Here is a 19,413-nt window from a genome sequence, read left to right as displayed (position 1 = left end):
TACCCCTCTAGCAACGAGAGGGACTGCGGGGCCGGTAGGGACGGCCCCGCTTCAGTCGGGCTAGAGCCCCATGAAAAGGCAAAGCGGCGTGCGAAACCCGTTTAAATCGAAGACCTGGACGGACCCGAACGGCACGGTTCAGCTGATCAAGCGGCTGTTCAGCGAGAATTTCAGAACATATATCCCGAAATATCTCGTTGCCTTCGTATTCATGGCCATGATCGCGGCGACAACGGCGGCAAGCGCCTGGATCATGCGTGACGTCGTCAACGAAGTCTTTGTCAACAAAGACTCCACCATGGTCTACGTCATCGCTCTGGCTGTCCTTCTCATATTTACGCTCAAAGGTGCCTCGACATTCGGTCAGATGGTCGTCCTCGCGCGTGTCGGGAACGCCATCGTTGCAGACCTTCAAAGGCGGATGTTCGACCATCTGGTACGCCAGGATCAGACCTATTTCGACAAGATGTCGCTCGCGGAAATCGGTGTGCGGGTCGCTCAGGGTGTCGGTGCCGCCAGAACCACGCTCGATCTGATTATCGTTACGCTTGGCAGGGATATTCTGACCTTGATCGGACTGGTGTTCGTGATGATTGTGCAGAACCCGCTGCTCAGCGTTTTCGCTCTTGTCATCATGCCGCCAGCCGTCGTTGGCGTTGCTGTGCTGGTGAGGCGGGTCAAGCTCTATGTCAAGCGTCAGGTTGTCTCAAGCGCGAAGATCCAGGCTACCTTGCAGGAAACGGTTCTTGGCGTGCGTATCGTCAAGGCCTTTGGCATGGAACCTGCGATGCGTAAGCGCATGGAAGTCGGCGTCCTTGAAGTCCAAAGACAATCGAACAAGATCGCATCGTTGACCGCAAGGACGTCGCCGCTGATGGATACACTTGGCGGTTTTGCGATAGCTTTGGTGATCTTCTACGGCGGTTATTCAGTTATTGAGCTCGATCAGGATCCAGGCGCGCTGTTCTCTTTCATCACGGCACTTCTGCTCGCCTATGATCCGGCTCGGCGTCTTGCCAGGTTGAATGTCAACCTGGGCAAGCAGATCGTCGGACTTCGGCTCATGTATGAGCTCGTTGACCGCGAACCCGCAATGAAAGACACCGAAGCGTCCCGGGACCTTGAGGTAAGCGGCGGCCGGATCGAATTGAAGGATGTTGTCTTCACCTATGGTGAAAGTGCCGCGCTTTCCGGAACAAGCTTTGTTGCCGAGCCGGGCAAAATGACGGCTCTTGTTGGCGCTTCAGGTGCCGGCAAGTCGACCGTCTTTGCGCTGATTGAACGTTTTTACGATCCGGCGTCTGGTGCCATTCATGTTGATGGCGTTGATATCAGATCCTTCAAGATTGCCTCTTTGCGCTCTCAGATTGCCTATGTCGGTCAAGATTCCTTCCTGTTTAATATCAGCGTTCGCGAGAACATTGCTGTCGGCAAAGCCGGGGCAACGGAGGAGGAAATTGAGGCGGCAGCACGTTCAGCGAACGCGCATGAATTCATAACGCGATTGCCGGAAGGGTATGAAACGCGCTGCGGCGAAGGAGGCAGCAATCTGTCGGGTGGTCAGCGCCAGCGTATTGCAATCGCACGAGCCATGCTTCGTGACGCGCCTATCTTGCTGCTCGATGAAGCAACTTCAGCTCTCGATGCGGAATCTGAGGCAAAAATTCAAGCGGCTCTTGAAACTCTGATGCAGGGCCGGACCACCCTGGTCATTGCCCATCGCCTCAGCACGGTGCGCCATGCCTACAAGATCCATGTCATGGACCAGGGTAAAGTCATCGAAAGCGGTACACACGATGAGCTTTATGAGCACGATGGTACCTATCGGCGACTTTGCGAGTTACAGTTCCAGAGCCGAAACCAGGCAGCTGAATAAATCGGAGCTTCCCTGATACAACAATGGCCGGAAATTTGTCCGGCCATTGTTGTTCTTGTTCATCCGATTACCGGCTTCACTGATTGGCGGTGATGCCGACCGAAAGGATCTGCGGGATCATTTGCGGTGCCAGCATCGCGGTTCCCATGATCTGTGATACCGGTACAGGGGCGCCAGGCGTCGCGGTGACTTCGAGCGAACCAGGTGTCGTCAGGTATTCAGTTACGGCCTCGGTAACCTGTGCTTCAAGTTCCTTGTTCTGAAGCATCCCGAGCATGAGCGGCAATGTACCGGTCAGGCCGGCAACGTATTGCGGGGTCTCGACACCGGCCTTCTGTGCTTCCTGATTGAGAATGCGTCCGGTCAGCGAGGCATCGTCCAGACGGACCTTGGCATTTTCTATTGTCACATTCTGCAGAAGCGCCATTGCTTCTTCCGGCTTGTCAGATGTTTCATCCAGCTGATTGACGACATCGCGTGTGACACCGCCAAGAGACAGGGAAAGCGAGAGGCTTGCCGCATCCTTGGCGTCGATCTTGAGTTCAGGGATCACGAGTGTTGCCGCGTCCGGATCCCACTTACCCTGGCCAGAGATATCCATGGAAAGTGTCTCATAGCCGAGATCAGCCAGTGCCTTGGTTTCCTTGGCTTCCAGCTGTTTGACGTCGATTGTCGCTCCCGTGACCGCGAAACTGCCGCTTGTGGGAAGGTCTCCGTCCATTCCGTCAATGGATGACGCAATTTTGGTTATGTCGGCGATCTTTCCGTCTTCATCGCGTATCTCAATCGTGTTGGCTTCGAAGGTCTTGTAGCCTGGGCCAACAGGCGGTGTACCGGCTTTGACTTCATCAGGAGACGGCAAAAGAAGGTCTGTAACGGTAAGTGAGCTCAGAGACATGCCACCGTCATCAGCCGTGAGTTCCAGATTTTCCAGATCAAGACCTGACAGCTTCAGCCGTCCGTCTCCCTGAACGGTGCCACCGGCAAGCGTTGTTGCGCCGATGGTCGCCTTTGCGTTTTCATCCGCGTCATTGGAAACGACTATGTCTTTGATCACGACCGTATCGCCTGAAACGTCAACAGAACCGTAGCTTTCAACGGTTCCTTCTTCTGAATCAATCAGTGTCAGAAAGGCGTCGGCAACGTCGTTGCCGGTTGGATCGAATGCGAGTGCAGGAGCAGCCTGCAGGGCAATAAGGCTAACCGCTGTCGACAGACCGACAGCCAAACGGTTTGAACGCGAAAACATCTTTTTATACTCCACCAAACTAGGGCGGCCTCACTCTGCTCCAAGTTCCGTCATGAAACAAGGCGTAAGCAGATCTGACGATGGTTCACATTTGCCCGTACAGACTTGTTTGCCTTCAGGCGGCAGCCTTTTCCTGAAAAGTTCCGTTGGCGCGTTCGATATCTTCAATTGTCGGCAAGCTGGCTTCATTGCCAAGATGTTGGATGGCGTGTGTCGATGCGCCGCGTGCAAACCTGAAATGCTGGTCCCAGCTGTTTTCCGGCCAACGCAGATAGGAGGCGATGTAGGCACCGTGGAAAACATCGCCGGCACCATTGGAATCAACCACTTTGTCCAGAGGTACAGCGAGGGCAGGCAGGACCTTGTCCGGACCACCCGCTTCATACCAGACCGTGCCATGTTCGCCGAGAGTGACTGCGCCAACGGGACAGTTCTTGGATCTCAGGTATTGCAGTGTCTCGCCGGTCGTCTTTCCGAGTTGCTGGCAGAAACGCTCTGAAACGACAGGCACATCGATATACTCCAGCAGCTCATCGGTGTTCTCTCGAACAGCGCCTCCATCAAGAGATGTCAGTATGCCGAGGCCTTTGCAGGTCTTGGCATAGTGCAAGGCGGCATCAGGCATGTGGCCGTCCAGATGAAGAGCCTTCATCCCAGTGAGTGTCAGTGGCGGGAAGGGGTGCAGAAATTCATTGTCGCGACAGCGAACAATCGCACGCTTTCCACCGTGGGGCATGATGAAGGAAAGGGAGGATTCGCGCACTTTCCGACCGTGAATGGAGATCCCGTAGGCCGCTGCCATATCCAGAAACATCCGTGCCAGCCAATCGTCGGCCTGGGAACACAGCACATCCGGTTTTCCACCCAACTTCGCGCAACAAAATGCTGCCGTCACTGCATTGCCGCCAAAACTGATGGCATAATCTTCGGCGATTGCTTTTTCGTCGCCGGTCGGCAGACAGTCGGTCAGAAAAGTGACGTCGATATAGGCCTGTCCAATAAACAACGCCTGCATGCAAACCTCCATTCATCAGGTTCCGCGTTCAAACCGCACCTAAACACAACAGCCTGGCGGACAGCTTTGATCTGGATGAAATTCCATCACATTCAGTCCTTGTTTACCCAGATCAGCGATTGTCAGAAAGAGTTTATTCGCGAACGGGTTCCAGCGTTGTCCTTCCGGTATATGGGTTTTGCAAAGACGGTGATGATCGCCCTCGCGTTGGCGACCGCTCCGCTGTTTGCAGGCAACATCATACTGGATCAATACGCCGAACGCCGCGCCATCACCGAAATGGAGGCGATGGGCAAAGCTTCGATCCAGCGGGCAGAAGAAGTCATCAGTGCAACCGTCGCCGTGTTGCAGAGGCTTGACCGGGACAAGATCGAGACTTGCAGCGCTGAAGACCGTGTCATCTTTGAAAAGCAGATTGTCGAGCACGGCATGATTGATGCCATCGGTCTAGTAGATGCCATCGGTCAGCGCATGTGCATCATTCCGGACCGGGATCTGGCGGGCAAAGTCGTTCTCCCGCCGCTGCGGGTGGATGGCCCGCTGGTCGGCATCGGCATGCTGGATCGCGCCTATCTCGGCGCGCGCGCTGCTGTGATCAGCTGGGACCTGAAAAACCAGACACGGCTATTTGCTGAAGTGACGCCGGCCGTTATCGCGCTCGACCCGGGACCTGAATACCTGCGGTCCTATCGGCGAACGGAGCTGCGTTTGGGCGATAATCTGCTCTGGTATGACGTCGGTGGCTATAATTCCGAAGCAACAACCCCGGAAGAACAGCTCAATGTCGAGGTGGCATCCGAGTTGTATCCGCTTGTTGCGACTGTGACTGCACCAGTGTCGGCTGCTGCATTTGTGGTTCAGGATCTTAAAGTTATTGCAGCCGCGGCATGTGCAGGCATTGCAGTGCTTTTTGTCGCGATTGGTGTCTGGCTGTCTTGGCGGCCCGAGAGTGAAGCCAACGATGAGTTTGTTGCGGCAATTCGCAATGGTGAGTTCATTCCGTATTACCAGCCGGTCATGGACATCGAGAGTGGCCGTCTGCGTGGCTGTGAGATCCTGATGCGTTGGCGCCGTCCGAACGGCAATATCGTCTCGCCGGGCCAGTTCATGGCCTATGCCGAGAACAACGGACATATCTTCGACATGACGCGTCAGATGATGCGCATCTCATCTGAAGAAGTTGGCGACCTTTACGGCGAGAACCCGGATCTGAAAATGTCCGTCAATCTGTTTGCCGGCCACTTCCTTGATCGTGAGATCATTTCAGACATTCGGTCAATCTTTGAAAATTCCAAGATTTCCTATCAGCAGATTGTTGTTGAAGTGACCGAGCGCCACCCGCTTGAGGACATGGAACTGGCTCGCAAGATCATGGCCGAACTGCAGGCTCTTGGCGTACGCGTGGCACTGGACGATGTTGGAACGGGCCATGGCGGCATGGCTTATCTGCAAAAGCTCGGTGTTGATATTATCAAGATCGACAAGATGTTCATCGACACGATCGGCTCCGATGACAATTCAACGACGATTGTCGACTCGATGGTCGAACTTGCCGATAATCTTGGCATGGGCATCATTGCGGAAGGCGTTGAGCAGGAAGAGCAGATCGAGCGTCTTCTCGAACTTGGAGTGACAGCGGCGCAGGGCTATTTCTTTGCGCAGCCCATGTCGGCCGAAGACTTTATTGCCTTCGCAGAAAAGACCGAGGAAGAAGCCCGCGAGCGCGCACGCCTGGCTGCTGAAGCAGCTGCGGCGGAGCAAGCCGCATCGGAAGCGGCGATGACCGCATCTGCTGCCTAAAATTTCCCCAATGGAAATTACTGTTGTTTCCCCAAGCCTTTAGTTGCTGAGGTTCGGGGTTGCCTGCGCGTGCTTAGTTGAAATCTCTTGTCTGTACCGACTGGACGGTTTATATGCGCCATTCAACTGTACTGACTGGACGGTATAAAATGGCGGCTCGCGCTATAAGGCATGCACAGGACTCAAAGTCCGAAATTCTGCAGGCGGCACTTGATCTCATTCGGCAATCTGGCGCAGCCAGCCTGACGATTGATGCTGTCGCGGAAAGGAGCGGTTTCTCCAAGGGAGGAGTGCTCTATAATTTTCCGACCAAAGACGCTTTGATCATAGGGATGGTCGAGTTCCTGGCGGGCCAATTCGAGACAGAGGTCAGTACTGCACGGACTTCGCACGAAACCTCGAAAGCACCGACTTTGTACGCCATGATCGACGTGACTGAAGGCTGGCTACTCGCCAACCGCGACGTCGCACGTGCCATGCTGGCAACCAAGGCCGACAGGCCGGAACTCGCCGAGCCCTTCATGGTCGTAAAAAAGCGCCTGAAAAATGCAATCACACAGGAAACGGATGAGCTCGCAAAAGCCTGGGCAATCTGGGCGAGTCTGGAGGGCCTTCACTTTTCAGAGGCTCACGGCGTGTCGATCCTCTCTGATGATGAGCGGGCTGCGGTCCTTGCTGAGCTTCGCCGGCGCCTGGATGAAAACTAAGGTTTGGAGCGAACAAAAAATGTTGGTGTTTCCAAAAATCTCACACGTTCGTTGGGCAGCCATTTTGATGCTGGCCGGCATTGTTTCTGCTTGCCAGGACGATGCAATGGATCCTATCGCGCAGGCCGAAGCGGAACTGCATGCCGCGCCAAGACCTGCAAAGATCTTCACGATCACCGATCAGATAGGTTTGCTTGAGCGTCGGTTTGCCGGTCGGGTTGCAGCGGTCCAGACGGTCGATTTGTCTTTCCAGGTTCGCGGCAAATTGCTCGAATTGCCGGTGCTTGAAAGCCAGCAGGTCAAGAAGGGGGACTTGATCGCCAGGCTTGATACCGCCGACTACGACAGGGCTGTCCGTGAGGCGACCATCAATGCTGAGCAGGAAAAACGAGAGCTGGATCGCCTGAAGACGCTGTTGGACCGATCGGTCATTTCTCAGTCAGCATTGGACGAACAGCAAAACACCTATGATTTGGCTGTCGAACGCTTGAAAGAGGCAAAACAGAACCTCGAATACACGTCGCTCGAAGCCCCGTTTGATGGTGTTGTCTCTGTCAGGCTGGTCGACAACTTCACGACGGTCAATGTCGGCACACCCGTCGTGCGTATGCACGACGTTTCAGAGGTTCAGGTCGATATCAATGTTGCAGAGGCGCTGTTTGGACGGGTCACCGAATCTGAAGTCGCATCCATCGAAGCGAAATTTCCCGCATATAGCGACAAGGTCTTCCCGCTGACCTACCGTGAACACTCCAGCCAGGTTGATGATGTTGCGCAAACCTACCGGATAACGCTTGCGATGCCGAGGGAAGGGGCCGAACAGCTTTTCCCAGGCATGACGGCTTCGGTCATCGTCAAGTTTCTGCCTCAGGGACTAGAGCTGGGCGAACAATTTCTGGTGCCTACCGGAGCAGTCGCCGTTGACGGTGATGGCAACTCCTTTGTCTGGAAATTCGATGACGGCACAGAGGCAGTATCAAAACAGATGATCGAAGTGGGTACCGTCATGGGCGACTTCATGCCTGTCAGCCAAGGTCTTGCGGCAGGAGACGAAATTGTGTCCGCGGGCGTAGCCTACTTGAGTGACGGACAGGTCGTGCGCCGGTTGCGCTGATCCGAACGGGTGCAGGAAAAGGATCAGACACTTGGATATCGCACGCTATTCCATACAAAAGCCGGTCAACACCTGGATGATCGTCATCATGGCTTTCCTGGGAGGATTGTGGGGCCTTTCCACCGTCGGTAGGCTGGAGGACCCGGCCTTCACGATCAAGGAAGCGCAGGTAATTACGGGCTATCCCGGGGCAACTGCGGCCGAAGTTGAAAACGAGGTTACGGAAATCCTGGAAACGGCGATCCAGCAGATGCCTCAGCTGGATCTGATCAAGTCTGTCTCCGAGCCCGGGTTGTCGCGCATCGGCGTTGAAATCAAACCAACATATGACGGCAGCGAGTTGCCGCAGGTTTGGGACGAATTGAGACGCAAGGTTTCTGACGAAGTCCGAAACTTGCCGGCTGGGGCCGGAACGCCGCTTGTCTATGACGATTTTGGAGACGTCTACGGACTTTTTTATGCCTTCACAGCGGACGGTTACACCAATCGCGACATTCGCGACACGGTGAAACGCATTCGGCGGGAGCTGTTGACTGTGCCCGGTGTCGGCAAGGTAGAGGTCGCGGGAGAGCCCGAGGACGTCATTTATCTGAATGTCGACCAGGACAAGATGGCAGGTCTGGGCATATCCATGACCGATATCATAGGTGTTCTGGATGCGGAAAACCGAATTCAGTCCAATGGGTCCGGTGTGTCGGGTCAAAAGCGCATCCGATTGATGACGGCATCCGCTTTCGATGACTTCAGAGGCATTCAGGATCTGGTGATAGGCCGGCCGGGTTCAACGGCCATGATCCGCTTGTCCGATATTGCGACGCTGGAACTGGGAGACCCTGAACGCCCTGATCGCCTGATCCGCCATGACGGTCATGAGGCGGTGACAATCGGGGTTTCTCAGGTCGACGGCACCAACATCGTTGAAGTTGGCACAGGCGTCATTGAGAAACTGGCGCAGATCGAAAAGCAACTGCCTGTCGGTATGCAAATCCACCCGATCTATGAACAGAATGTGGTCGTCGATGATTCCGTCAACGGCTTCATTTTGAACCTCGCTGCCTCAGTGGTGATCGTGATTGGCGTCCTGGCTCTGTTCATGGGCTGGCGCGCAGCCCTCGTAGTCGGGACGGTTTTGCTGCTCACGGTCATGGCAACCGTTCTGTTCATGCGCATATTTACGATCGAGATGGAGCGTATATCCCTCGGTGCGTTGATCATCGCGATGGGCATGCTGGTGGACAATGCCATCGTTGTCGCCGAAGGCATGATGATCAATATGCAGCGCGGCCAAAAAGCGATTGATGCTGCCAGCAAGGTTGTCAGGCAGACCATGTGGCCGCTGCTTGGTGCGACCGTGATCGGCATCATGGCGTTTTCAGGCATCGGTCTGTCGCCGGACGCAACTGGTGAGTTCCTGTTCTCGCTGTTTGCCGTGATCGGTATTTCCCTGATCCTTTCCTGGGTATTCGCGATTACGGTCACACCGCTCTTCGGCAAATACTTCTTTCGGACAGCAAGCGGAAATCTGGACGATCATGATCCTTACAAGGGTTTGATCTATACAATCTATCGTCGCTTCCTTGTTGGCACGCTGCATTTTCGTTTGCTGACCGTGGCCGCTCTTTTGGGAATTACAGTGGCCTGCGTCATGGCCTTCGGAAATGTGAAGCAGGCCTTCTTTCCGGACAGCAACACTCCCATTTTCTATGTCCATTATTGGGCTCCGCAAGGCACTGATATCCGGGCAACGGAAGCGGACCTGACCGAGATGGAAAAGGTTGTTCTGGATGACGAAAGGGTTGAAGCCGTTACGAGTTTTGCCGGCGGCGGTGCGACACGGTTCATGCTCACCTATTCTCCGGAGGATGCAAATCCGGCTTATGGGCACATGATTGTCCGCACCACGGACCGGGAAGTCATCGACGAGCTGGCTTTGGATCTGCGGCGACAGTTTGCCGAGAGCTTTCCGGCAGCCCAGGTGATTACCAAACGGCTCGTGTTCGGTCCGGGAGGCGGAGCAAAGATCGAGGCCCGGTTTACCGGCCCGGATGCAAACGTGCTCAAGCGCCTTGGAGATGAGGCGCAGACCATTTTCAATCTGCCGGACAACGGGCTGGCTGACGTTAATACGGATTGGCGCCAGCGGGAGCTCGTGGTCAGACCGATTTTCGACGAAGACCGCGCTCGGATTTCCGGTGCGACTCGTGAAGAGCTGTCGCTTTCTCTACAATTCGCGACGGAAGGTGTGCGGGTGGGCGCTTACCGGGATGTTGATGAATCAATACCGATCGTCGCGCGAAAAGCCGGCCCCGATGGTATTTCGGTCAATGAAAGCGTTTCGGATTCGCTGATCTGGAGCAGCAGTCAACGCCGCTATATCCCCATTGATCAGGTGGTTCAGGAGTTCCTGATGGAACCACAGGACACGGTGATCCACCGCCGCGACAGAGTTCGCACGCTCACGGTCAAAGCGGAAACGACTGCCGGTGAAACAGCCTCGGCAGCACTGGCCCGGGTTCGCCCCCAGATCGAGGCCATGGCCTTGCCTCCCGGCTACAGTCTGGAGTGGGGCGGCGAATATGAGAGCACCAACGATGCCCAGGCGTCTCTGGGTGCTCAACTGCCGCTTGGCTTTCTGGTCATGCTTATCATCTCGATCCTTCTCTTCGGATCGGTCCGTCAGCCTCTGATCATCTGGTTGATGGTGCCAATGTCGATCAATGGCGTTGCCATCGCGCTTTTGGCAACAGATACGCCCTTTGGCTTCATGTCGCTGCTTGGATGCCTGTCCCTGTCGGGCATGCTGATCAAGAACGCAATCGTGTTGCTGGAAGAGATCGATCTTTTGATCCGCGAGGGCAAGGAGAAATACACGGCAATCGTTGAGGCCAGTGTCTCCCGTATGCGCCCGGTCATGCTGGCGGCCATCACAACCATTCTGGGAATGGCTCCGTTGTTGTCGGACGCCTTTTTCAGGGGCATGGCGGTTACGATCATGGGGGGGCTGGCATTTGCAACGATCCTGACCCTTATCGCTGCTCCAGTCCTTTATGCACTGTTCTTCGGTATAAAGCCGACAAGGGAAGCGCCGAAAGGAGCTTTGCCAGGCAAGGATACGGTTCACGCGACGATAGACGCACAGCCTGCAGAATAGCATGAAACGCATCTTTACTAAGGCGGAGAAATTCGCCTTAGTATATATCTTTCAATGAGTTGTGCCGAAAAACAGACTCAATTCCTCAACGAAATGCGGTCGGAAAAATCGTCGCTTTTTGAAAAAGGAAGCTCTGGTTTGAGCCGAAGATTGGCGGTTGAGCTGAATAATTTTGGTTCAGCTTGCGTACGGATCGGCAAATAAAAACCCGCCCGCGAGGCCGGTGCGGGCGGGTTGGTCCAGCTGTTGGGGCGCTCTTTCCGGACCGCGGAAGTCCGGAGGGGCTTTAGGTGCGTGAGGCCATCTCGCGCTGGACTTCAGACCGTGCGGTCTTGATGTTGTCGAGCACCTGGGGGCATGAGGTGCCCGACGCCTGCTTTTCCGAAAGGAAGGACGTCATCCGAGCGTTGAGGTCCTGCAACCGACTCTGTCTGGAGAGAGGCGGTTGCGTTGCAGGTAAAGTCATGAACGGCCAGAACGGGTTCATCGTCGTATTTCCTTGAAAGTGATGCAGCTACTGCAAACTAGTAAACGAGGCGGCTTGCGCTGAGAGCGCCCTCGATACGGCTAATCTCGTCACGCAGGCGAAGCTTGAATTTCTTCAATGATCGAATGTGCTGAGTGTCCGGATAGGGGTGCAACTCTTCGCGGCGGATCAGGGAATCAAGAGTGTTGTGCTGGCTGCGCAAGGATTTCAACCGGTTGTACATCGCCTATCTCTCCATTTCGCTTCGGTTGCTTCGTTGACAACAATGATATGGTGACAAGACGGAATAGAAGAAATACATTGTTTGTATTAAATCAATAGAAAAAAACTATAGAATGCGAGGACCAGATGAGCTTCCGCCCATCACCGCGTCAATTGGAGTATTTCATCGCGCTTGCAGAGACGATGCATTTCGGCAAAGCGGCAGAGAAGTGCAATGTCTCTCAGCCGACTTTATCGTCACAATTCAAGCTCTTGGAGGATCAGCTTGGGGCAATCTTGCTGGAACGGGGAGGAGGCAATATCAGCCTAACGGCTGCGGGAGAGAACCTCCTGCCTCTTGCCCGGCAGGCCTTGGAGAACCTAGACGAAATTGTGACGGCGGCACAGGCCGGACGGTCCAACCTTGGTGGATTGATCCGCTTGGGAGTGTCTCCCACTTTCGGTCCTTACTTCATGCCCCACTTCCTGCCGATTCTAAAACGCGACTACCCGGGGCTTGAACTCTATATTCGCGAGGACAGACCCAACCTGTTGGAAGAGGGGATCGCCTCTGGTGCACTTGATTGCGTCATCACGCCGGACATATCGCCCAGCAATCAACTGGTGGAACGGGTCCTTTGTCACGAGGACGTTTCGCTGGCGGTTCCAAAATCGCATCCACTGGCCGGTCTTGATGTTGTTCCGACTGCAATGCTGCGTGATGAAAAGCTGCTGTCTCTCAGCCAAGGGTTCCGTCTCCATGACGATGTTCAGGCGCTTGCACGTGCTGCCGGGGCGGATTTTCGGCAAGAATACGAGGGAACGAGCCTCGATGCCTTGAGGCAAATGACGTCAATGGGGATGGGCCTGGCGCTGTTTCCGGCAGCCTACATTGCTTCGGAATTCGGTAAGGAGCCCGATTTGCTTCTGAAGAAAGTCGAGGATCTTCCCATGCTCAGGCACATGTATCTCGTCTGGCGGCGCGGCAGCTCGAGAACGGCTCATTTCGAAACTCTGCTGGAGCTTGCGCTCATGGCGGTTGAGGCAATGAATGTGAAAGGGGTGGAGGTGCCGGGCAAATAACGTTCTCCTTGTTGCCGGACCATCCAAAACATGCCAGCCTTTTCGGCGACGCGAATACGGGAGAAGAACGATGCCAGAGATTTCAAGTGGCAAGGACTGCCAGACCGTGATCACCACGTTTGAAATGACGCCGGGAACTTGTTTCGATCTTCTGGACGAGTTGAAGGAAGCCTACGAGAATTTCATCCGTCACCAACCGGGCTTCATTGGCGCCGGTCTTCATGTCAATGATGCTCAAACACGTATTGCCAACTACTCCCAATGGCGCAAACGAGAAGACTTTCTCGCCATGCTGCGCACGCAGGAAATGCGGGAGCGCAACCGTAGAATAAGCGCACTTTGCAAGAGCTTTGAGCCGGTCATGTATGACGTTGCAGAAAGCTTCGACTAGGACAAGAAGCGACCCGAATTGCCTTCTGCGTAAGCGGAAAACCAACGCCTTAATCAACGCAAACAGCGCTGTGACTGGATTCAAGGATCAATTCAGTCAATTGGAACGGCTCTTTGAGAACAAAGTGCATTGGCCTTGCGCGCGAGTTGTAGGGCTCGAAGGGGCCGGATATCTCGCATCATTGCCACGTCGTCGAACTGAATTCCGCAATCATGGACCGTTTTTAAGGGCACCAGTCACACAAAATGTCACTTGAAATTTCCAACTGCGCCGGCATTGAGCCGACCCTGCTTTGCGAGGCCATGAACATGGCGTTTTCCGACTATGTCGTCCCGCTTCATCTGAGTGTTGAAAAGTTCACAGATTTTCAAAAACAACGCGGATTTTCATCCAGACACTCTTTTATCGCAAGGACGAATGGTGAAATCGCAGCGTTCTGGTTTTCATCCGCCCCGAACCCGGATTTGGGAGGTGGCGCCTATACGCTATCCGTTGGAACACAGCCACAATATCGGCGCAAAGGTCTGTTCGCACAGCTTCTAAAAGTGGTTTCCGGTCAGCTTGCCGCGGAGGGTGCGTCCGGTATGCAGCTTGAAGTAATCAGCACCAACGACAAGGCGGTCGCAGCCTATGAAAACGCGGGTTTTCAAACCGGAAGAAGACTTCGTGTTTGCAAGCTTTCAACAGCGGGGATTGAGGTTTCATCTGCTGGCTGGGACTTGCGGCCGATTGAGATCACTGCGCTTCCCTCCGAGGAAACCGCCTTTTTCGATTGGCAGCCGACACCGCAAAACAGCAAGAAAGCCCTGAGTGCGTTGGCCGGAAAGAGCAAGGCAATTTCCGCCCGTGCCAACGGAGAGGTCTTGGGTTGGGTCGCTTTTTATCGTGACGGCTCGGTTGCGCAGCTCGTTGTCAGGAAAGACCAGCGCAGAAAAGGTGTCGGTGGGGCCTTGCTCGCAGCTGCTGCAGAAGCTGTCGACAATGAACAGCTTGTGTTCGTCAATGTAGACAGGTCGGACATGGCAACAAATGCCCTGCTGGACAGGGCCGGTGCTGAAGACCTTCTGGAACAGCTGGAAATGCGCCTGACATTCTGATGGGGGACTGAGCCGTTGCTTGTTTCTCTTCAGGTCACTTCGCGGTTCTTAAACGGGGCGGTTCTTAAACGGGGCATGGTCAGCAAGCGCTTCGTTTTCCCGCTCGACGGCACGGCGTTCATGTTCCAGGAAATCTGCGACGGCATCATGAAGACCTTCATGCGCGATCCAGTGCGCCGAATAGGTCGTTGCCGGAAGATAGCCGCGCGCGAGCTTGTGCGCGCCTTGCGCCCCGGCCTCGACCCGTTTCAGGCCCTTGGCGATGGCGAAGTCGATGGCCTGATAGTAGCAGAGTTCGAAATGCAGGAAGGGATGATGCTCCGTGCATCCCCAGTGTCTTCCAAACAAGGTTTCAGAGCCAATGAAATTCAGTGCACCTGCAACATATCGACCGTGCCGCTTTGCAAGAACCAGCAGCGTGCGCTCTGCCAGCCGTTCGTTAATCAGTGAAAAAAAGTCTCGGTTGAGGTAGGGCCGGCCCCATTTTCGAGACCCGGTATCCAGGTAGAATTCGTAAAATGCGTCCCAATGGGCTTCGGTGAGGTCCGACCCTGTGACCCATTCCACTTCAATGCCATCAGCGCAAAGAGCTTCCTTGCGCTCCTTTTTGATCGCCTTGCGTTTGCGCGATGCCAGGTCTGCAAGGAAGCTTTCAAAGCCTTCGTATCCGTGATTTTCCCAGTGAAACTGCTGGTCGGTGCGACGAAGATAGCCAAGGTCACCCAAAGTGTCCCATTCTCCCTTGGAGAGGAAGGTCGCATGAACGGACGATGCGCCGGTTTTCTGGCAAACCTGAACCAGACCTGCTGCCAGGGCCTGAAGCCCGGCTTCCCGGTTGACACCCGGTCCGGTCAAAAACCGTCTTCCTGTTGCTGGAGTGAAGGGAACAGAAATCTGGAGCTTGGGATAGTAGTCGCCACCAGCCCGGTAAAAAGCATCCGCCCAACCGTGGTCGAACACATATTCACCTTGTGAATGGCTCTTCAGATAAGCCGGCACTGCGCCAAGCACAGTCTCGTTTTCATCTTGAAGCAACATGTGCCGGGGCATCCAGCCGGTCGCATTTGTGGCACATCCTGAACTTTCAAGCGCTTCAAGAAAATCGTAAGAAAGAAAAGGATTAAACGACGTTTCTTCAGAAGTTGGTTCAAACTCCCTGGCCAACACGCCGGACAGATCCTTGAGTGATTTGCAGTCGTCGTCTGTCGTCAGGGACCCGCGTCCTGAAAGCTTCCAGCCTGGATTTGCAACCCGGTCCCAAGACTCTCGAGAAACATCCTTCAAAGAAGACAAGATGCGCAAGGTAATGGCTTGTCCGGCATCTGCAGGACTGTCGCCGCCTTGGGTGGAGGTGGAGCTCATACGTTAAAAAAAACCACAGTTTGAAACCTTGATCAAAATGTAGCGCTGCCTTTTTGCGGTGCAAGAGCTTAAGTCAGTTTGAAGTCAAATCCCGAGGCTTTTGTCCGGGTCGAACCCCTCGAAGACAACTTGATCTGCATAGCGCGCTGCGATCTCGCGTTGTTCGCGTGTGCGCACGGTCCAGCACATGAGCGGAAGTTTGAAAACAGACCGCAATAGGCTGGGGCCCGCTTTCGGAAGGTCTTTGACACCATAGGATATGAAATCCGGGCGTGTGCGCGGCGCGTGAAGAAGATGACGCAGAATAAACCGGTCAACACGGCTGTAGCTCACATAAGTGCGTCCCGGTTCCGCACCGTCGGCGACAATGCCACGTAGAACCTGCCGATTGTGGTTTCGTGCTATCGAAAGCATGTCCGGGTCGAAGGTTTTTATGCAAACCGGCCCGTTGTAGGCCGCAACCTGATCAACAACGTGGCGCACAAAATTGCCCTGAGCATCACGGCGCATCAGCGATTTGATTTCGACAACAATCGGAACTTTGCCTTCGACGAGCGAAAAAAGATCCTGAAGCAGCCAAAGCTTGTCGGTCCCCGTTTTCATATGGATCTTTTCGAGTGCCTTCGAACTGAAGTCGACGACTTTTCCAGATCCTTCGGCCAGCCGATCCAGTGTGTAGTCGTGAAAAACCAGCGCTTCGCCGTCAGCGGTCTCCTGAATATCGACTTCAATGCCGAAGGACCTGTCCATTGCCTCCCGCACCGCAGAGGGTGAGTTTTCCATAATGCCGTTATCCACATCGTGAAAGCCACGATGGGCGATTGGACGGGCGAAAATAGCCTCAAGATCGGGAGACATGAATTGAAATACCGCTTCGGCGTTTGGGCGTGAACTGAGACTTAGTCGACAATCTCGAAGATGGCTTCGATCTCGACGGCAGCGCCAAAGGGCAGGGAGGCGGCACTAACCGCGGAGCGGGCGTGGCGGCCCTTGTCACCCATGGCTTCCACCAGGAAATCCGAAGCACCGTTGATGACCTGTGGCTGGTCTGCAAACTCGCCGGTCGAATTGACGAACCCGACGATCTTGACAAGACGGGCGACCTTCTCAAGATCACCGGTGGCCGCTTTTGCCTGAGCAAGCAAATTGATGGCGCAAAGTTTTGCAGCATGCTTGCCTTCGTCAACACCCAGTCCGTCTCCCAGCTTGCCGGTGACTTCGATCTTGCCTGCACTCATCGGCAACTGCCCGGACACAAACAGCTGATTGCCCGTTTTTACGAAAGGCACATAGTTGGCGGCAGGCGCAGCTGCTTCTGGAAGTGTTACGCCAAGGTCCGCGAGCCGTGTTTCAATGGTGCTGCTCATGAAATGTCTCCGCAGGATTTCGATCCGGTTGTTTGTCGCGGTGTCTTCGCTCAATTTGCCGACCGGCACAAGATCAAAATTCCACGATGTGAATGGTGGCAAATTGCAAGGAAACAAACTGCAATTGCAGTGCTGCAACGGATCAAAACGCTAAGAACCGAATGTGCAGCACACAAGTTTCGTGCAGATTTGTGCATTCACTATAGCGAAATGCACCGTTTCCCGAATATGATGGAGCAAACGCACTGGCGGCCAGCGAACCGTCGGTGAAACATGAGGTTCTTGATGCAGACTGTCGTGAATTTTTCGTCCAGAGCCGCCACTTTGCTGCTCCTTTCCGGGATCCTTGGTGCGACACCTGTAGCTGCTGCCGGTGCGGCGCCAGTCGGGACAAAACTGGTCCCTCACAGGGCCGTCTACGACATGAAACTTGGAGACACGGAAGAGCAGTCTGGTATCGCCGGGCTCTCGGGCCGCATGGTCTATGACTTTTCAGGAAATGCCTGTGAAGGCTATAGCGTCAATTTCCGGTTTGTGACCGAGTTTCAAGACACCAGCGGCGGATCTCAGATCACCGATCTGCAAACCACCTCCTTTGAAGAACCGGAAGCGGAGAGCTACCAGTTTCTGTCCAAGACATATGTCGACCAGAAACTCGTCGAGGAAACGCGGGGCACCGCACATGCCGGAGCGGATGCGAAAAAGGTTGAGCTGAAACAACCCGCCGAAAAGTCCCTAGAAATAAGCAACGAAGTACTGTTCCCGACCGAGCACCTCCTGTCGGTCATGAAGTCTGCGAAGGACGGCATCCGTTTCGTCGCTGCCGATATTTATGATGGCGCGGAAACAGGCGAAAAGGTCTATGCCACGACGTCTGTGATCGGCACAAAAGCGGTCAATTCGGTCAAATCGAATTCCAGTAGTGCCGATGCTCCGCTGTCCGGTATGAATTATTGGCCGGTGACAGTTGCCTATTTCGACCCCAGTACGGACGATGCATCCGGCGAACTTCTTCCGGTCTACCAGCTTTCCTTCTGGCTTTATGAGAACGGTATCAGTGGCCATCTGAAACTGGACTACGGCGACTTCACAATTCAGGGCACGATGACGTCTCTGGAACTCTATGACGAGACGGAGTGCCAATAGGCGCGCGAGGTCGCAGTCCTCAGGCTATTTGCCTTCCTTGGAAGCCTTGGCCGCGTGCGTCAGTCCGAGTTCAACAGCCGAATTGCCGAATTTGTCCCTGAGCCGGTCGACGGCACGTTCAGCGCTTTTGCGCCGTTCGGCCGACTCGTCCAGCAGGTCCTGAGGGTCAGCCCTGTCGGCTGTTTCCAGATCGCTGACACCAATGCCGATCAGGCGGAAACGCCTGCCGTCCGTCTCGTTTTCGAGCAACGAAACACCGGCAGAGAAGATCCTGTCTGCCAGCTGGGTCGGGTCTGTCAGATGGCGGGCCCTAGTGATCGTCTTGAAGTCCGCCGTCTTGAGCTTCAAAGTTATGCCTCGCCCGGATAAATCCGATTTCTTGAGACGTGCCGAGACCTTTTCAGAAAGATCGCGCAAAATCGGGCGAAGGGTCTCAAAGCTGGAAATGTCCGTTCTGAAAGTGGTTTCGGTCGATACGCTTTTGGCTCCCCGCTGGGGCTTCACCAATCTGCTGTCGTCGCCCTGAGACAAATGAGCCAGACGCAATCCTATGGAGCCGTACTTACGCGCGAGATCGGCAGAATCCATCGTTTGCAGTTGACCGATTGTCCGAATGCCATCCTTTTCAAGTTTCTTTTGAAAAACTTTGCCGACACCCCAGATCCGGCCCACTGGCATGTCTGACAGCACGGATTTGGCCTCCACCGCGCCGATCACCGAAAATCCGCGCGGTTTCTCAAGGTCCGAGGCAAGTTTCGCCAGAAACTTGTTCGGTGCCAGACCCACTGAGGCACTGATACCGATATCTTCTTCAATTTCCCGAATGAACTTGGCGAGCGTTTCTGCAGGTGTTGCCCGATGCAAGCGCTCCGTTCCGGTAAGGTCGAGAAAGGCTTCATCGATGGACAGCGGCTCGACCAACGGGGTGAGGGCACGCATGCGCTCTCGCATTTCCTTTCCGATCTTGGAGTACTTTTCCATATTCGGTTTTATGACGACTGCATCCGGACAGGCTTCCAGGGCCTTGAACATCGGCATGGCTGAACGCACACCGTATATCCGCGCAATGTAACAACAGGTCGAAACAACACCGCGTTGACCGCCGCCCACGATCACCGGCTTGTCAAGAAGTTCCGGGTTATCACGCTTTTCGATGGAAGCATAAAAGGCATCACAATCAATGTGAGCAATGGACAGCAGGTCAAGCTCGCAATGCTTGACGAGCCTCGGACTTCCACAAGTCGGGCACCGGTTCACATCCGCAGACGGACGGGTGCCGCAGTCTCTGCAAAGAGCGGGAGCCTCGGTGGTTGATCGAGTGACGTCCGTCGACATGGATATCTCTGGTGCGGAAGCTGTGGGCCAAG

At 54.7% G+C, this 19,413-nt stretch carries 16 protein-coding genes; 9 read left to right on the top strand and 7 right to left on the bottom strand.

Features of this window, described 5'->3' with window-relative positions; all coding sequences use genetic code 11:
- Positions 1 to 70 precede the first annotated feature (70 nt).
- Positions 71 to 1,876 carry an ABC transporter ATP-binding protein gene (locus tag ACZ1HV_RS04390; RefSeq protein WP_298957804.1) on the top strand — a complete coding sequence of 602 codons (1,806 nt, stop codon included), beginning with the start codon at positions 71 to 73 and terminating at the stop codon, positions 1,874 to 1,876.
- 76 nt (positions 1,877 to 1,952) lie between these two features.
- On the opposite strand, the gene ACZ1HV_RS04385 is transcribed toward ACZ1HV_RS04390, so the two are convergent.
- Positions 1,953 to 3,125, bottom strand: coding sequence for a hypothetical protein (locus ACZ1HV_RS04385; RefSeq protein ID WP_298957802.1), 1,173 nt, complete (start codon positions 3,123 to 3,125; stop codon positions 1,953 to 1,955).
- Positions 3,126 to 3,240: 115 nt separating this feature from the next.
- Positions 3,241 to 4,140 carry a sugar kinase gene (locus tag ACZ1HV_RS04380; RefSeq protein ID WP_298814312.1) on the bottom strand — a complete coding sequence of 300 codons (900 nt, stop codon included), beginning with the start codon at positions 4,138 to 4,140 and terminating at the stop codon, positions 3,241 to 3,243.
- Positions 4,141 to 4,215: 75 nt separating this feature from the next.
- Here ACZ1HV_RS04380 and ACZ1HV_RS04375 point away from each other — a divergent pair, with 75 nt between their 5' ends.
- From ACZ1HV_RS04375 to ACZ1HV_RS04360, 4 genes are all read left to right on the top strand, one after another.
- Entirely contained in the window at positions 4,216 to 5,940 is a 1,725-nt protein-coding gene (locus ACZ1HV_RS04375; RefSeq protein ID WP_298814310.1) for an EAL domain-containing protein, read from the top strand.
- A 149-nt stretch (positions 5,941 to 6,089) separates the two neighbouring features.
- On the top strand, positions 6,090 to 6,647 hold the full coding sequence (locus ACZ1HV_RS04370; protein ID WP_298814308.1) for a TetR/AcrR family transcriptional regulator: 558 nt from the start codon (positions 6,090 to 6,092) through the stop codon (positions 6,645 to 6,647).
- Between the two features lie 19 nt (positions 6,648 to 6,666).
- The gene (locus ACZ1HV_RS04365; RefSeq protein WP_472717426.1) at positions 6,667 to 7,761 is read left to right on the top strand and encodes an efflux RND transporter periplasmic adaptor subunit; all 1,095 of its coding nucleotides are present in this window, start codon (positions 6,667 to 6,669) and stop codon (positions 7,759 to 7,761) included.
- A 31-nt stretch (positions 7,762 to 7,792) separates the two neighbouring features.
- Positions 7,793 to 10,912, top strand: coding sequence for an efflux RND transporter permease subunit (locus ACZ1HV_RS04360; protein ID WP_472717425.1), 3,120 nt, complete (start codon positions 7,793 to 7,795; stop codon positions 10,910 to 10,912).
- Positions 10,913 to 11,436: 524 nt separating this feature from the next.
- Here the strand turns inward: ACZ1HV_RS04360 and ACZ1HV_RS04355 are convergent.
- Positions 11,437 to 11,622 (bottom strand): YdcH family protein, encoded by a 186-nt coding sequence (locus tag ACZ1HV_RS04355; RefSeq protein ID WP_298957794.1) that lies wholly within the window; start codon positions 11,620 to 11,622, stop codon positions 11,437 to 11,439.
- A 125-nt stretch (positions 11,623 to 11,747) separates the two neighbouring features.
- Between ACZ1HV_RS04355 and ACZ1HV_RS04350 the strand changes: the two genes are divergently transcribed.
- From ACZ1HV_RS04350 to ACZ1HV_RS04340, 3 genes are all read left to right on the top strand, one after another.
- The gene (locus ACZ1HV_RS04350) at positions 11,748 to 12,683 is read left to right on the top strand and encodes a LysR substrate-binding domain-containing protein (protein ID WP_298814301.1); all 936 of its coding nucleotides are present in this window, start codon (positions 11,748 to 11,750) and stop codon (positions 12,681 to 12,683) included.
- Between the two features lie 70 nt (positions 12,684 to 12,753).
- A complete protein-coding gene (locus ACZ1HV_RS04345; RefSeq protein ID WP_152502201.1) occupies positions 12,754 to 13,074 on the top strand; it encodes an antibiotic biosynthesis monooxygenase family protein in 321 nt (106 codons plus the stop codon).
- Positions 13,075 to 13,319: 245 nt separating this feature from the next.
- Positions 13,320 to 14,171 (top strand): GNAT family N-acetyltransferase, encoded by an 852-nt coding sequence (locus tag ACZ1HV_RS04340; protein WP_472717424.1) that lies wholly within the window; start codon positions 13,320 to 13,322, stop codon positions 14,169 to 14,171.
- Positions 14,172 to 14,219: 48 nt separating this feature from the next.
- Here ACZ1HV_RS04340 and ACZ1HV_RS04335 read toward each other — a convergent pair whose 3' ends face one another.
- The 3 genes from ACZ1HV_RS04335 to ACZ1HV_RS04325 all read right to left on the bottom strand — a co-directional run bounded on the left by ACZ1HV_RS04335 (position 14,220) and on the right by ACZ1HV_RS04325 (position 16,900).
- Positions 14,220 to 15,533 (bottom strand): GNAT family N-acetyltransferase, encoded by a 1,314-nt coding sequence (locus ACZ1HV_RS04335; protein WP_298957791.1) that lies wholly within the window; start codon positions 15,531 to 15,533, stop codon positions 14,220 to 14,222.
- 84 nt (positions 15,534 to 15,617) lie between these two features.
- The gene (locus ACZ1HV_RS04330; protein WP_472717423.1) at positions 15,618 to 16,391 is read right to left on the bottom strand and encodes a glycerophosphodiester phosphodiesterase family protein; all 774 of its coding nucleotides are present in this window, start codon (positions 16,389 to 16,391) and stop codon (positions 15,618 to 15,620) included.
- 41 nt (positions 16,392 to 16,432) lie between these two features.
- Positions 16,433 to 16,900, bottom strand: a complete 468-nt coding sequence (locus ACZ1HV_RS04325) for a RidA family protein (RefSeq protein WP_472717422.1) — start codon at positions 16,898 to 16,900, stop codon at positions 16,433 to 16,435.
- A 285-nt stretch (positions 16,901 to 17,185) separates the two neighbouring features.
- Here ACZ1HV_RS04325 and ACZ1HV_RS04320 point away from each other — a divergent pair, with 285 nt between their 5' ends.
- The gene (locus ACZ1HV_RS04320) at positions 17,186 to 18,046 is read left to right on the top strand and encodes a cell envelope integrity EipB family protein (protein ID WP_472717421.1); all 861 of its coding nucleotides are present in this window, start codon (positions 17,186 to 17,188) and stop codon (positions 18,044 to 18,046) included.
- Positions 18,047 to 18,070: 24 nt separating this feature from the next.
- Here ACZ1HV_RS04320 and ACZ1HV_RS04315 read toward each other — a convergent pair whose 3' ends face one another.
- Positions 18,071 to 19,381, bottom strand: a complete 1,311-nt coding sequence (locus ACZ1HV_RS04315) for a DNA polymerase IV (protein WP_298957785.1) — start codon at positions 19,379 to 19,381, stop codon at positions 18,071 to 18,073.
- Positions 19,382 to 19,413 lie beyond the last annotated feature (32 nt).

It is taken from the genome of Roseibium sp. JB4-4 (assembly GCF_055693425.1).
The sequence above is the reverse complement of the archived record's forward strand: the minus strand, read 5'-3'. Positions and strand labels throughout refer to the sequence as shown.